16 protein-coding genes are annotated in these 15,040 nt (G+C 36.3%); 10 read left to right on the top strand and 6 right to left on the bottom strand.

From position 1 onward, the window contains the following. Positions 1-5: 5 nt before the first annotated feature. Positions 6-251 (top strand): hypothetical protein, encoded by a 246-nt coding sequence (locus tag FY049_RS04725; RefSeq protein WP_004722984.1) that lies wholly within the window; start codon positions 6-8, stop codon positions 249-251. 447 nt (positions 252-698) lie between these two features. Continuing rightward, positions 699-1,883 carry a PQQ-dependent sugar dehydrogenase gene (locus FY049_RS04720; RefSeq protein ID WP_327858158.1) on the top strand — a complete coding sequence of 395 codons (1,185 nt, stop codon included), beginning with the start codon at positions 699-701 and terminating at the stop codon, positions 1,881-1,883. A 250-nt stretch (positions 1,884-2,133) separates the two neighbouring features. On the opposite strand, the gene ygfZ is transcribed toward FY049_RS04720, so the two are convergent. Further along, positions 2,134-2,856 carry a CAF17-like 4Fe-4S cluster assembly/insertion protein YgfZ gene (ygfZ, locus tag FY049_RS04715; RefSeq protein WP_166783181.1) on the bottom strand — a complete coding sequence of 241 codons (723 nt, stop codon included), beginning with the start codon at positions 2,854-2,856 and terminating at the stop codon, positions 2,134-2,136. Between the two features lie 238 nt (positions 2,857-3,094). Between ygfZ and acnD the strand changes: the two genes are divergently transcribed. The 8 genes from acnD to FY049_RS04675 all read left to right on the top strand — a co-directional run bounded on the left by acnD (position 3,095) and on the right by FY049_RS04675 (position 10,608). Then, positions 3,095-5,701, top strand: a complete 2,607-nt coding sequence (gene acnD, locus FY049_RS04710) for a Fe/S-dependent 2-methylisocitrate dehydratase AcnD (RefSeq protein WP_327858159.1) — start codon at positions 3,095-3,097, stop codon at positions 5,699-5,701. A gap of 151 nt (positions 5,702-5,852) precedes the next feature. After that, positions 5,853-6,005, top strand: a complete 153-nt coding sequence (locus FY049_RS04705; RefSeq protein ID WP_446083262.1) for a hypothetical protein — start codon at positions 5,853-5,855, stop codon at positions 6,003-6,005. A gap of 169 nt (positions 6,006-6,174) precedes the next feature. Continuing rightward, the gene (locus FY049_RS04700; RefSeq protein WP_004722968.1) at positions 6,175-6,309 is read left to right on the top strand and encodes a zinc ribbon-containing protein; all 135 of its coding nucleotides are present in this window, start codon (positions 6,175-6,177) and stop codon (positions 6,307-6,309) included. A 126-nt stretch (positions 6,310-6,435) separates the two neighbouring features. Further along, entirely contained in the window at positions 6,436-7,011 is a 576-nt protein-coding gene (locus FY049_RS04695; RefSeq protein WP_446083261.1) for a DUF4126 domain-containing protein, read from the top strand. A 292-nt stretch (positions 7,012-7,303) separates the two neighbouring features. Further along, positions 7,304-7,507, top strand: coding sequence for a hypothetical protein (locus FY049_RS04690; RefSeq protein WP_154129523.1), 204 nt, complete (start codon positions 7,304-7,306; stop codon positions 7,505-7,507). Between the two features lie 392 nt (positions 7,508-7,899). Further along, positions 7,900-8,349: a hypothetical protein gene (locus FY049_RS04685; RefSeq protein WP_004722963.1), complete on the top strand. Its 450-nt coding sequence runs from the start codon at positions 7,900-7,902 to the stop codon at positions 8,347-8,349. Positions 8,350-8,598: 249 nt separating this feature from the next. Next, positions 8,599-9,066 carry a hypothetical protein gene (locus FY049_RS04680; RefSeq protein ID WP_056515302.1) on the top strand — a complete coding sequence of 156 codons (468 nt, stop codon included), beginning with the start codon at positions 8,599-8,601 and terminating at the stop codon, positions 9,064-9,066. A gap of 693 nt (positions 9,067-9,759) precedes the next feature. Continuing rightward, positions 9,760-10,608, top strand: a complete 849-nt coding sequence (locus tag FY049_RS04675; RefSeq protein WP_446083260.1) for a GGDEF domain-containing protein — start codon at positions 9,760-9,762, stop codon at positions 10,606-10,608. Between the two features lie 555 nt (positions 10,609-11,163). On the opposite strand, the gene FY049_RS04670 is transcribed toward FY049_RS04675, so the two are convergent. The 5 genes from FY049_RS04670 to FY049_RS04650 all read right to left on the bottom strand — a co-directional run bounded on the left by FY049_RS04670 (position 11,164) and on the right by FY049_RS04650 (position 14,936). Continuing rightward, a complete protein-coding gene (locus tag FY049_RS04670) occupies positions 11,164-11,697 on the bottom strand; it encodes a GTP-binding protein (protein WP_446083259.1) in 534 nt (177 codons plus the stop codon). A gap of 14 nt (positions 11,698-11,711) precedes the next feature. After that, a complete protein-coding gene (locus FY049_RS04665) occupies positions 11,712-12,683 on the bottom strand; it encodes a hypothetical protein (protein ID WP_056514772.1) in 972 nt (323 codons plus the stop codon). A gap of 457 nt (positions 12,684-13,140) precedes the next feature. After that, positions 13,141-13,800, bottom strand: coding sequence for a hypothetical protein (locus FY049_RS04660; RefSeq protein WP_056514768.1), 660 nt, complete (start codon positions 13,798-13,800; stop codon positions 13,141-13,143). A 15-nt stretch (positions 13,801-13,815) separates the two neighbouring features. After that, on the bottom strand, positions 13,816-14,256 hold the full coding sequence (locus tag FY049_RS04655) for a ClpXP protease specificity-enhancing factor (protein ID WP_004722950.1): 441 nt from the start codon (positions 14,254-14,256) through the stop codon (positions 13,816-13,818). A 26-nt stretch (positions 14,257-14,282) separates the two neighbouring features. After that, the gene (locus FY049_RS04650; protein ID WP_004722947.1) at positions 14,283-14,936 is read right to left on the bottom strand and encodes a glutathione S-transferase N-terminal domain-containing protein; all 654 of its coding nucleotides are present in this window, start codon (positions 14,934-14,936) and stop codon (positions 14,283-14,285) included. Between the last annotated feature and the right edge of the window lie 104 nt (positions 14,937-15,040).

Here is a 15,040-nt window from a genome sequence, read left to right as displayed (position 1 = left end):
AGACGATGTTTATTAAAGGCATTAGACGTAATTATGACAAAGTCAGCCAAGATGACAGTATTGCCGATGAAGATAAGATAGATGCTTTGTTGATCAAACTGGGTGGTGAGTTTCTTGTCAGTAAGGATGACCGTGTTTATATTTTTGAAAAAGATGGTCAGACGGCCAAGTTTGATGCAAAACATGCACGGGCATTTCACTTTAAAGATTATTTGTGTAAAGACATGAATAAATTATTTCATGGGTTTTAATCAACTGCTAAATCTATTGGGCTTTTGGTGTTTACCATGAGCCTGATGTACTACTACCATTTGAGCTGTCGCTTAAATCTCTACTGCTACTTGATGAGCTTGAAGTAGAAATTGAATAGGATGATCGTGCTAAAGTTGATGGTCTTTCTTTAAACCATTCTTGATATTCTAATGGATAATTATGTTGATAAGGTTTGGCAATTGAATCTAACAACGCCTAGAACAAAAAATAGTATAGATGCGCTGCATGCCGTAGAACTAGAGTCAATGCATTAATCCACTACAACAATACTTTCGGCGCTTGGCTAAAAACAATATAAAATAATGGTTTGTATTTGGATGGTCTTTGTATTTTTCTAGCAAAATTATTTGACTATATACTCGTGCTTCAAGTTATATAATATAAAAAAGAAGGCTGTTTTTGCTAAGATTAATCGAGACGTATCTATGATGAAAGTACTGTCAATCTTATTCATAAGTTTAGTTTGTTCAATGGGGATTTTAGCTCAACAGCCAAATCTTGTGCCTCATCAGGTTAACTTAAAAAATGGGAAGCGCTTTTCTTTAAATCTTCCAGCAAATTACGAAATTATTCCAGCGGCTGAGGGCTTAAAGCGAGTTCGTTTTTTTAGCAAAGCTCCTGATGGCAGAATGTTTGTAACAGATATGCACGATTTGACTGATAATAAAAAAGGCATCGTTTATATTTTGGATGAATGGAACCCTGAAACGGGAAAATTCGGCAAAATTATTCCTTATATGACGGGGCTGAAGAACCCTAATTCAGTCCAATTTTATACAGATTCTTCAGGACAAGATTGGTTGTATTTAGCGGAAACTAATCAACTGACCCGACGAAAATTTACCAAAGGTGAAATTAAACCAACCGATAAAGCCGAAGTTTTAGTGACTTTTCCTGACTATGGTTTAAGTTATAAATATGGTGGTTGGCATCTAACGCGAACAATTGCTGTGGGTGGGAACGGGAAAATTTATGTTTCAGTCGGCTCAAGTTGCAATGCTTGTACTGAGAAAGAAAAAGTTCGGGCAACAGTATTAGAAATGAATCCCGATGGTTCGCAACAAAAGATTTTTGCTACAGGTTTACGCAATGCAGTCGGTTTGAAATGGGTTGGTAATTTTTTATTTGCCACCAATCAAGGTGTGGATCATTTGGGTAAAAATAAGCCTGATGAAACTTTTTATGCACTCAAACGTGATGCAGATTATGGTTGGGCTTCATGTTATTCGTCGAATGGTAAAATTTTGGCAGATCCAAAATTTAAACGTCCGTTAGGTTGCAAAAATGTATTGCCTCCTTATGCCTATTTCCCTGCGCATTCATCTGCACTTGGCTTTGATTATTTTGATCATCCCGATACAGACGATACCATCAAAAATTCTTTTTTAGTTGCTTTACATGGTTCTACGGATGCCACAATTGGTCATGGTTATAAAATTGTGATTATGCGTAAAGGGCAAAAATTACAGACATTTATGGATGGTTTTTTAGTGGGCAAAAATGTCTATGGTCGCCCTTGTGATATTTATCGGGTAGATGAAAATTCATTTTATTTTTCCGATGATAAGAGTGGTGTGATTTATTATGTGAGGCAGAAAGAATCTTCCTAAACTTTGAACTTTTCTAAAATTTTAGGAGTTAGTAAAAAGAGCATGGCTGAGAATACAAAATTCAGGTGAAAGTAAAAATATAAATTGTCGATAAATCTTTGGAAGCAGTACTAGATTAGTAAAGTATTTATCTATGGAAGTGAATCTAAATAGTTATTATTATTGAAATTATTGTGATTGAATTAATCGTTTAATTCTCTAAATAAACCTACAAGGTTGTAGGTTTATTATTGTAGAAAATTTTGAGAAATTACTGCGGTCTCGCCACATCACCACTTAAGCTTTCAGGTAATGCTAAAACAGTCACGTTTAACTCTTCTAAAGCATCAGGACGGGCAACCACAAGCGCAATATAACCATTTTCAAATGCTGCACTGTTTACCACTTGAACACCTTTATTTAACTGTTCAGCTTGAGCAGGGGCAGGACCTGTACCTTGAATGACATGTAACCATGCTTTTGGTTTTGCCTTAAACCAGAGGCGTGCAATCACTTCCTGACCAAGGTAACAGCCTTTGTCATAATTGATTCCTTCACGTTGGTGTAAGCGTAATTCTTGTGGTTGAAATACATGTTCAATTGCTTGATTTATATAAGCCTGACCAGTTTGAATTGCAGCAATTTCCCATACTGAAATATCGGTTTCTGTAGCAGAAAAATCAGTCGTTGAACCATTCAATGTTGGAAAAACTTGTCCAGTTTCTTCAAGCTTCATTTTAGAAAAAGCGCCGTATTTTTTAATATGTTTAGCAAATTCTTCGGCTTGATCTTGAGTCGTAACAATCTCTAAATGTTCAGGATTAATTTTTTTAAGCCATAAGCCAAAATGGATACGGCCTTTAAGATCACAAATCGCAGTGTATTGGGTGATATTTTCAGCCAAAGCTTCAACGTTTACAGTCACTTGACCTTGTAGAAATTTGATTGCATCAACACCAATCAAGGTAAATGAGGAGAAAGCTAGATCGCTCATGAATTGCTCGCTTATCTTAAATCTAATACTAAAGAATTAATCTTATTTTCCGCTATTTTTCAAAAAAAAGCAGATTTAGTGCAAATATTTTAATGAAGTTGTTACTAAATATTTCCAAAACCCCCGTTTTTATATCTAAGCTTATGAAATATAAACGATTTGGGAAATGGGTTTTCGACAGTGTACTATGCCAATCATTAGACACGCAGTACAAAATGATGCAAGAGGCACAAAACTAATGAATAACAACTATCGTAAACCACTGCAAGGTACCCAGCTCGAATACTTCGATGTGCGTCAAGCCGTAGAAGATATCCAGCAAGGCGCATATGCAAAACTTCCATACACTTCAAAAGTATTGGCCGAACAGCTGGTACGTCGTTGTGATCCAGCTATTCTCGAACAGTCTTTAAAAGAACTGATTAATCGTAAACAAGACCATGATTTTCCTTGGTATCCGGCACGTGTGGTATGTCACGATATCCTTGGACAAACAGCATTAGTCGACCTTGCAGGTTTGCGTGATGCGATTGCAGATCAAGGCGGTGACCCTGCTAAAGTTAATCCTGTTGTACCAACGCAGTTGATCGTTGACCACTCTCTAGCAGTGGAATACGGTGGCTTTGACCCAGATGCATTTGAAAAAAACCGTGCTGTAGAAGACCGTCGTAATGAAGACCGTTTTCACTTTATTGAATGGACCAAAACAGCGTTTGAAAATGTCGATGTGATCCCAGCAGGGAATGGCATCATGCACCAAATCAACTTGGAGAAAATGTCTCCAGTGATTCAAAACCGTGAAGGTATCGCATTTCCAGATACTTGTGTCGGTACCGATTCACATACGCCACATACAGATGCGTTGGGTGTAATTTCTATCGGTGTTGGTGGTTTGGAAGCTGAAAATGTCATGCTGGGGCGTGCATCTTGGATGCGTCTTCCAGACATAATCGGTGTGGAATTGGTGGGACAGCGTAAAGCTGGTATCACGGCAACAGATATCGTTTTAGCACTTACAGAATTCTTGCGTAAAGAACGTGTAGTGGGTGCATATTTAGAATTCTTTGGTGAAGGTGCGGACAGTATGTCTGTAGGAGATCGTGCAACGATTTCCAATATGACTCCAGAATATGGCGCAACTGCGGCAATGTTCTATATCGACCAGAACACCATTGATTATTTAACCTTGACTGGTCGTGAATCAGACCAAATCAAATTGGTGGAAAGTTATGCCAAAGAAATTGGTCTTTGGGCATCGGATATGCAACAAGCAGAATATCCTCGGGTACTTCGTTTCGATCTTTCAACGGTAACACGTAATATTGCAGGTCCATCAAACCCACATGCACGTGTATCAACTGCAGATTTAAAAGAGAAAGGCATTGCAGGCGTAGTTGAAAACCGTACTGATGGTTTAATGCCTGATGGTGCAATCATTATTGCCGCGATTACCTCTTGTACCAATACCTCCAACCCTCGTAATACAGTTGCCGCGGGTTTGTTGGCACGTAAAGCAAATGAATTGGGCTTAGTACGTAAACCTTGGGTGAAATCATCATTTGCACCAGGCTCTAAAGCTGCTGCACTTTATCTTGAAGAAGCTGGCGTACTTGAGGATTTAGAAAAGCTTGGTTTTGGTATAGTGGCCTATGCATGTACGACGTGTAACGGTATGTCTGGTGCTTTAGATCCAAAGATTCAGCAAGAAATTATTGACCGTGATTTGTATGCGACTGCGGTACTTTCAGGTAACCGTAACTTTGATGGTCGTATCCATCCTTATGCAAAACAAGCATTCTTGGCTTCACCACCATTGGTGGTGGCTTATGCAATTGCAGGCACAATTCGTTTTGATATTGAAACGGATTCATTGGGCAATGACAAAGACGGTAATCCAATTTACCTAAAAGATGTTTGGCCATCGGATGCTGAAATTGACGCGCTGGTTAAAGAATCTGTAAAACCTGAACAGTTCCGTAAAGTGTATATCCCGATGTTTGATTTGGGTGTGACAGAAAAATCAGAAAGCCCGTTATATGATTGGCGCCCGCAAAGTACTTATATTCGCCGTCCACCGTATTGGGAAGGGGCTTTGGCTGCACCACGTACATTGTCAAATATGCGTCCACTTGCAATCTTACCTGACAACATTACCACGGATCATTTATCACCATCGAATGCAATTATGATGGATTCGGCAGCGGGTGAATATCTGCATAAAATGGGCGTACCTGAAGAAGACTTTAACTCGTATGCAACGCATCGTGGTGACCATTTGACCGCGCAACGTGCAACTTTTGCCAACCCAAAACTGTTTAATGAAATGGTGATTCGTTCTGACGGTACCATTAAGCAAGGTTCTAAAGCGCGTGTTGAGCCAGAAGGCGAAGTGATGCGTATGTGGGAAGCAATTGAGATTTATATGAATCGTAAGCAACCACTGATCATCATTGCTGGTAAGGATTATGGTCAAGGCTCTAGCCGTGACTGGGCTGCGAAAGGTGTTCGCCTTGCTGGGGTTGAAGCGATTGTGGCTGAGGGCTTTGAACGTATCCACCGTACTAACCTTGTTGGTATGGGCGTGTTACCACTTGAGTTTAAAGCGGGCACCGACCGTAAAACCTTAAAGCTTGATGGTACTGAGCTGTATAGCGTGATTGGTAATATTGCACCACGTACAGACTTAACTTTGGTGATTGAGCGTGCCACGGTTGATGGTAAGAATGAAGTGATTGAAGTTCCTGTAACTTGTCGTTTGGATACTGAAGAAGAAGTGCATGTGTATGAAGCGGGTGGGGTATTACAACGCTTTGCACAAGATTTCTTGGAAGGGCAAGTGGCTTGATGAGTTCCGTTCTTTAAATCCTCCCCCAACCCTCCTTTGAAAAGAAGGGAGTTCTGCTCTTTTAAAAAGAAGATTAATTGAGGATTAAAAGTAATTGATAGTGTTGTAAAAAAGCCCTACTGTTAAGTGGGGTTTTTATTTGGGGAATAAAATGTCTTTATTACGAAAAACTCAAAGTGATACGGTAAATTCTGATGAATCAATCACAGCTGAGCGCCTTTTAAATGTATTGTCACAGATGTCTGATGATTTTTATGAGGAAGAAAGAACAGATGAGCCATCTCAAGAAAGAGAAGAGCTTTAAATGGTTTACGATACTTAATGATTAAGCAGTAGCTCTCAAAACAATAAATTTCTCTCTTGAAATCATTTCTTGCAAAAATGACACCATCATTTTTGGAAATAGACAGTAGACATACATCAAAATATGGTTATACTTTATTCACCATTTCTAAAACCTATGGAGAACAAAAATGGTTACTGCTGGCGAAAAACCCGGAACAGGCTTCTATTTTTGTGTCCAATGCGGACATCGCACTTACTTAGAAATTGGTACAGATCGTTTACCCCAGTGTACCAAATGCCTTGGCAATCAATTTAAAAAATAAGATTGCTAAGCCGCACAGATAAAACAGATACTCCCTGTTTTAAGCAAAAGCCCTATCCAGTGATAGGGCTTTTTGTTAATTTAATAATAGTTGAAAAGATAACGAGAAAAAGGCAGATAAATCATTATGGAAACAATCCTGAGTCTATGTATTGGCATTGGTTTAAGTGCCGCCTGCGGTTTTCGTGTATTTGTACCGTTATTGGTGATGAGTGTTGCATCACTGATGGGCTGGTTTGAGCCAATGAAAGGTTTTGAGTGGTTAGCGATACCATCGGTATGTATTGGCTTAGCTGTCGCAACCATTTGTGAAATTGGTGCGTACTATATTCCTTGGGTCGACAATGCTTTAGATACTATTGCCACGCCAGCAGCGATGGTGGCTGGAACATTGACCACCATGGCGGTCAGTACAGGTGAAATGTCACAGTTTGCAAGTTGGACGGCTGCGATTATCGTTGGTGGTGGTACAGCAACAGCTGTACAAATGGGCACGGTTGCGGTCCGTGGTGTATCTACTGCAACGACAGGCGGAATAGCCAATCCTTTGGTGTCTACAGGCGAGTGGATTGGGGCAATCGTGGTATCGGTATTATCACTTATCGTTCCTGTATTGGTGGTGATTGTTGGTATTATTTTGATGGTGCTAGCGGTTCGCTGGTTAAGAAAGAAAAAACAAGAAAGCGTTGTTCATCCATTGTAGTTAGTGTGTTTTAGCATTTGTGAAACAAGTGTTTATCAAGATTCAAAGAGGATAATGACTCAATTCAATTGGGTTGAGTCATTAAATTGGATTAAGTGTTTTCTGTTTTTTGACATAGAAAGTTGATTCACTTTAAATCGAATACAAAGACAAATTTCCCCCAACAATAAATCAATAAAAGAGAGATTGATTTTTGCACCATAAAGGCATACTTTTATTATGGGATTAATAAAAACATCATCTTTATGGATTTAATCTCAAGGTCTTTTTAAGAGTATTGGGGGAAACTTTTATGATGGACAAGTTCATTATCGATATAAATGCGCAAGCCAATGGTGTATATGAGGTACACAATGCAAGCAAAGCTTGTGAGCATTTACCTAAGGCGGAAAATCAAAATCTACTGGGATTTTTTGCGACAAGTGAGCTGGCAATTAAACGAGCAAAGATGAATTGGCCTCGTGAAAAAATTAAGGGATGTGTTTGCTGTTGTTAAGAAGCTCATAGCCTTTAACCATCACCAAGGTTACCTGCCGTTCCATCTTTATGTGGTGGAACGGCATAATATTAAAAGGGATAGAGCGTATACCTATTCAATTGAAATGTATATTTTAAACGTCAATTGTTTGAAGTTACGATGAAAGCTTATGCTGACTCATCGTTTTAAAAATACCTTGGGGATTAAAAGTATGCTGATACTTTTTACTGTTTGATATAAAAATAGAAAAATTAATAAAAAATTCATTAATAAATAATCTGATTTTTGTGATGTGTATTTGATAAAAAGTAATAAATTTTAATGATTTAACGTAAATATTTGTTTTAAAAAAAAGATATAAATGCTATTAATAGCTCATAATATAAACATCACATGGATAGGTGAGAACAATGAGAAAGTTCGAGGTCGAGATCAATTTGCCTGCGCAAGATATCGTGTCATTTGAGGCAGAGGACATTGAGCAAATTCGTGCAAAATTTTATGCGATCAATTGGCGTCGTTTATTCCTGATACAGGGACAAGTTGAAAATTCTGATATTTCCTTTGCTGTACAGGACACGGAGACAGAACTTTATTTACATATTCAGTTAAATACACACTCGAGTAAAGCAGACCCTGTTTTTCAGATCGATAGCAATATCCAACTGGTTGTTGAAAGTAAAGAATTTCTGGGGCTTTTAACGCGTAAAAAGAAATATGATGTGGTGTATAAAAACTTAAACCAATCGCAAGTTTCAGAACAGCTCAGCTTATTCCTAAATGGTCAAATCGAAGAGATGACAGAACAATATCGACAATTAATGCATAAAAAAATGCTGCAAGAGCATCGTTTGGCATAACGACTAGAGGTCGCATCTTCTATAAAAAAATAAGGAAGCGTGAGCTTCCTTATTGATCTGTAAAAAAAGTAATAAACGGGCTTGATTATTTGACCAATGGATAAAATACACTTAGTACATATAAAGGTTAAATATAGTGAGCGATTATACAATTTAAACTTTAAAATCAATGACTAATTTATAAAAATTTGGTTTTAATTGCTATTAATTTCAATGAGTATTGTTACACTACAAATAGATTTTAAAGGTATGCGTTATAAAATAATGAACAATTTTGAAATTCAAATTCAGTATCCTAATCACACAGATGAGCGTGAGATGGAGCATGAGAGCGATTTAGATATTGCTGAGATATTGGCGAAATTTGAAAGTATCAGCTGGCGCCGTCAACGTGTTTTACAATTACAACTGGATGGTCGAAATACTATTTTTACAGTGTTCAGCTCAGCATCAGAAGCATTTTTAAAAATTACATTAAATGCTTATGCGAAAAGTGAAGATTTTGAATTTAAGATAGAAAGCAATATAAAATTGATTTTCCCACAACGCGAATTATTTGGCTTGATGACGCGGAAAAATAAAGAAGTATTTGCAATCAAACACAGTACGCTTGAACAGGTAAAAGCGAGTTTAACCGCATTTTTAAATCAGGATACCAAAAGCTTAGAAGATATCTTGCGTGACAGTAAAGCAACTTCACTAAAAGATGCGTCTTAACTCAGCAGATTAAAGCATGTGCCAATTGAAATAGAGTGACTAAAATGCAAATTTATAAATTAAATTTGCATTTTTTTTAGAATTCATGCAATAAAAAATCATTAAATATACTTTCTTGGAAAATTTTCTTTATTAAGTGACTTTCGAAGGAAAATTTTCCTAAAAAATAAAAAAATTAATCTATCTTAGGAAAATAATCCCGAGCCGATTTCGTTAATATTTATCTCAAGGATGTAAGGGATCGAAAAGAGTAGATTGCTACCAGTTACGTACAAAGTGAGTGTAGTACTTACCCACAAGGTCTCGATTCGGCTTAGGACGCTATAAATCAAAAGTTTATAGGCAATAGGATTAAAACTTACAAAGTTTTAATAGTTGAAGTAAACCAGAGTTGTTTTCCCGCTCATCCTGAAAAATTCGATAAAAATTATACTGTACAATTCCTTTTATTTGATCTAATTAACCTAGCTACAAAGTAATTAAGAAATTATCTATAAGAAGCTAAAAATCATCGTACTCAAAACTTTACTTTATTGAATATTTTAACTATAAGTGACTAATGAAGTCTGAATTTTATTATTAAAATTAATTAAAACATAGCTTTAGTTCGGTTTCGTGGTGTTGTTGTTTTTGGTTTTTTATATTCAAGCTGTTTTAAAAGCTTACTGCTATTGGTCAAGGAATGATGTCTAAATGATTAAACAATTGGAGACCTATCTGTTGATGAGTTCGATGGTTGTACGTCGTATTAGTTTGCTTTTTATCATCATCATTTTAGGTGCAATTGATCTGGCGACTGGCTATGAATACTCATTTGCAGTGTTTTATCTGATTCCTGTTTCTATTGCTGCGTGGTATGACAACAAGCATATCGCGATGATTGCTGTTATTTTATCGGGGATTACTTGGTTATATGCTGACTATAGTGCAGGGCACCAGTATACAAATTCGATTATCCCTTTCTGGAATGCTTGTGTAAGGCTTGGCTTCTTTAGTGTTGTGGCTTTTTTATTGTTGAGAATAAAAAATAATTTGAATGAAATGACCTTAATGGCAATGAAAGATTCTCTGACATCGCTGAATAATACTCGTGCCTTTAATTTAGAGTATCAGGCACTAAAAAAGCGATATTGCAAAAAAGAACATACCTTAGCTGTCGCTATTATAGATTTAGATGGCTTTAAAGCGGTAAATGATACCTATGGACATAGCAACGGTGATGATGTTTTAGTCGAGTTCGCTCATGTATTGCAAGCTGCGACACGCCATTCTGATGTGGTTGCTCGTATGGGCGGTGATGAATTTGTAGTGATCTTACAAGATACTGATTTAAAAGGAATCGAGGACTACGCAAAACGACTTAGAAATAGTTTCTTATTTAGTGGCTTAAAGCAAAAATTCGGTATTGATTTTAGTATGGGGATCCGTATTTACAATGAATTACCTGACGATGTTGATGATGCAACGCATCAGGCAGATCTATTGATGTATCAGTCTAAAGCACAAGGGAAGTCACAAACAACAATTCATGCAATCTTATAAACAGTAGCCTTACAAACAGTAATAAGGCTAAAGATTTTATTCCTTTATGCTATCAAGTGGATTCGGTTTTATTTCTCCATTGCTTAAATAACGGCTTTAAATATAGTTAACCTGTCAAAAAACGCATACACAAGAATATAATTTTTATTAATTAATATTGTTAATTAAATTAATTATATGTAAAAAATCAATTGTTTAATTAAAAAATCTTGCAATGCCATACCTTAAATTCAACGTTTAAATCCCTTTGCGTAGGCGATGCCTCACTTTTCAGAGATGAAAAGTGACAAAAATCTTTAGTTGGGCGAGGGGTACGTCCTGTACCCCCGCCCAACGGCGACATCAATGTCGCCCCGCGGTAGGATAACCATCTAGGATTCAAAGTACAAAAAATCAATTGATAACCAAAATTCCCTAAAAGTTAATATAAAACATAAGCTTAATTTCTTATCAATGACTTGATAGATATCACTTATATGAATAATTAACTGGTTTAAATATAGTGACTTTTGAGTATCCGAATACGTTTACAGTAAGCGGATACATATCAATAGCCTATAAATATTTTACTTCTAATGTGGTGAACAAGGTTTCTAAGAGCAATAACACATCGGCTTTCTTGCGTGCATCAATAAAAAACACAGGTAAATTTAGATCGCGTTCCATCAACCATTGACGGTATTGGTGCGTTGGCTTATTCATATCATCATCGATATGGGTGACTCCAATCACAATGTTTTCACCATACTGTTTAAAAATATTGAGGTAATATTCAAGTTCATCTAAGGGTGTTGCTAAGCTATGATCAATCAACAAAATCGTACCAATCGCGCCTTTGCATATCACACCCCACATAAAGTCAAAGCGACCTTGTCCTGGTGTGCCATACAGCCCAACTTTACTGCCATCATCAAGGGTTACTTCGCCATAATCGATTCCCACGGTTGTGTTTAGTTTTTTATGGCTACGATCATCGGTGTTAAATGCTTCAGTTGCTAATACAGGTACTTCTGATAATGATTTAATCGCTTCAGTTTTACCTGCCCCCATTGAACCTGCAAAAACAATTTTATACTTCTGAATAATCATCGTGTATTTATCCCTTAAAATTTAAATCGACTTTTTAATTTGTTAAAAAAGCTTTTTAAAATTCCTTTTTCTTCCGTTTGCTCAGTATCACTTGATGTTTTATCAAATAGGCTTTCTTTTGCTGAAATCAGTTCAGCGTTATGGATGGCTAAATTCGCAGCAACAAAGTGCTGCACGGTTGTGACTGGAATGTTGAGTTTGTCTGAGACGTGTTGAATCTCAGCCCCAGAAATAAAACATGCACTTAGTTGTAACAGTAATTTCTTATCCAGCTCATTGGGTTGAACCCAAAATTTGAGGCGATAATATTTATCAGCTGCAGGTACGGTAATTAAATTGGGATTTTTCCAAATCAGGTTAAATAACCAATTTTCTAAATTGAATTGTCGTTTACGAGAGACTTTTATAAAGTCCGCAGTGACTGCCGCGGTGTAGTGTATCGAGCGATCTGTTTGGTATTCTTCACGGGTGGCTTCTAGCCATGCCAGATGCGCATGATGGTCGATAATCGCAATCGTGCCGAGATGATCATTTAAAATAACTTTGCGGCTGTCGTGATGGAAAAGCGCTGCAAAAAAATCAATTTCTTTGATTTCAAGTTGATCATCAGCTTCATCATCTGGAGTTTGGCTAAGTTCAGATTGTTCTGTTTCAGTCTTATGCAGTAATTTGATATTGACCCAGTTTTTCAGTGTAAATTCGTCATAAATCGGGATGCAGAGTAAATTATCTTCAGCACTTTCTTTATGTTCACTATGTTTTGAAATTTTTAAATAAGGAATATTTTTATTTTGGATAATATTCTGGATATTATTATTTTCAAAAAACTGCTCATTGATCAAAATACAATTTATATTTTGATCTGAAACACTTGTCCAATTTATACCAATGTTGGTTGGTAAAATTTTTCTAAGTCTTATTTTAAGATCGTCAGAGGTGGTTAAACCTAAGCCTGAAATTGCGATATTGATACATTGATTGTTCATAATATCACTTATCTAATATTAAAAAATTAAAGTGTAAACTGTTTTTTAACGGTCGTAGTTAGTTTAAGTTAACGCTAGATTTGTTCTTTTTCCAGTAAAATCATTTTTTTAATGTTTAATTGCTTGGCATTTAATCAGTATATTTCTTGCATTATTATCCTCCTGTGTAAACTGTTAATTTTTCTTAACGTTTAGAGAGTTTCATGGCTTTAAATTAACATTAGTTATTATAAAAAATCTATCTTAAAGTTAAATAAATTGCTTAGTTATTTTTATCAATAAAAGCTTAACTTAATAGTAATTTGAATGTTTATTATGATTGTGCATATTTTATCATTTATAATATTATTACTGTGATTTTAATCACGTGAAATGATTAAAATTACTTAAGTATTTTTTACATGAAAAAAAGCGATCATTTCGATCGCTTTTTATAATTTTTGATTATCAGACTAAATTAAGCAAAAAGCTTCGTCGCTGCTTCAAAAAGAATATACAAAACCACAAGTGCCACCACAGGTTCTGCAATTTTAGCCCAAGTAGGATTTGCCGTTTCGGTTACTACAACTTCTTGGTGATCTGTATGAAGATCTGCTTTTTGAACATTGACCATTTGATTAAACTCCTTCATCGTTTCATCTAATGATATCTCTTCTTCAGGCACAGGTTGAGAGCCAATCAGTTCGGTTAGTTCGTTTGTTGACCAAACCCAATCTTTCGCCTGACCTGAGAGGTGCTCAATTTGCCCAATCACCAATTCTCGAAGACCTCGCTTACCTAAACTTCCTGCTGTTTCCAGCTGCTTTAATTCAGCAAGCTGTAGTTCAAGAATTTCAGTTGTTGCTGGTTCAAGTATAGATTTATCTAAACTGGATTTATTCTGAGTAGAGGTGGTGAGGTGTCGAGAAATTTCTTGGCTGTATAACTGATCTTGCGAAAGAATTTCTTGATACAACGCATCATCATCTTTACGCCATAGCGTAATGAGTTTACCCAACGTTAAAGCATTGAGTTCTTCAATATGTGCTATACGTTGAGCAGGCTCTAATTGAGATAATAGCTGAGGCTTTTGAATCTTTATCTGCTCAGCAAAGTATTGTACGAGATCAAAAGCCATTCAGTTCTCCTTGTTCTATTCTAAAATTCTTAAACTTGGTTTTTTCTTTGGTGCCTCAGTTTTAGTTTCTACTTCTTCACTAGTATTTGATTCTAAAACATCTTCATCTATTTGCACATTGGCATATTCATCAGGATCAAAGAATAATCCTTGTCCATTTTCGCGTGCATACAAGCCTAATACTGCATTTATAGGCACATAGATATCTTTAGATGCACCACTAAATCGAGCAGAGAAGGTAATTGCTTCATTGGTCATATTTAACATATGCACAGAATGTGGTGCGATGTTCAATACAATTTGCCCATCTTGTACAAATTGTTGTGGTACATCGGTATAGGGTTTGGTTGCGTCAACAAGTAAGTATGGCGTTAAATTGTTGTCGCAAATCCATTCATATATTGCGCGTGCAAGGTATGGTCGAGTTGGGGTTAAGTTCAATTCTTGTTCAGACATTAAAAAATACTCTATTGATTTGCGATCTAGAATTTTGCCAAAAATTCACTATATCTGTTTTTCTCTTTAAAAGTCATCGACTTTAAAAAAGCAGGGCGGCTAAAAATCCGTTGGCAATATAATAAAATTGGACGAGATTGCTGTTTCGGTAATTCAATTCCCATATGTTTTAACCGTATGAAAATTGGCGCTAACATGCAATCTAAAATTGTAAAGTTTTCAGACATAAAATAAGGATAATGTTGAAAAAGTGGGGTAAGGGATACCAAAGTATCTTTTAATTGTTTTTGTGCATTCTTTTTTGCAGCTTCATTAAGTGTGTCTGGGTGGCGTAGCATAATGTCTGCAAGTTTAAGCCAATCTTGTTCAAAGCGCCAAATATACTGTCTTTGCTCTGCGCGTGGTGCTGGGGCATCCGCATAGAGTTTATTTTGTCGATAACGGTCATCTAAGTATTCAGAAATAATACTGGTATTAAACAGCTTTAAATCATTTTCAATCAGCATAGGTAGTTGATTATATGGATTTAAACTGGCTAAATCTTCATCATCTTCTTCGACAATGATTAAGGTGTGTTTAATTTGTTTTTCTGCAAGAAGAAATCTAATCCAATGTGAACGAAAGTCATCCTCGTGGCTATACAACGTAATCCCTTGTTGAGGTGCATTTTCGACAGGCATATTCCAAAAACTAAGTGAAGTGAATAGAATAGAATACTAAAAATAGACAATAAAATCATCTTAACTTTAATAAGCTTATGGTGGGTATTGCTATCAAGTAGATA

The sequence above is a fragment of the Acinetobacter sp. 1125_18A genome, from assembly GCF_052824985.1.
Note: the sequence above shows the minus strand (reverse complement) of the source record. Positions and strands in the feature narration are given on the sequence as shown.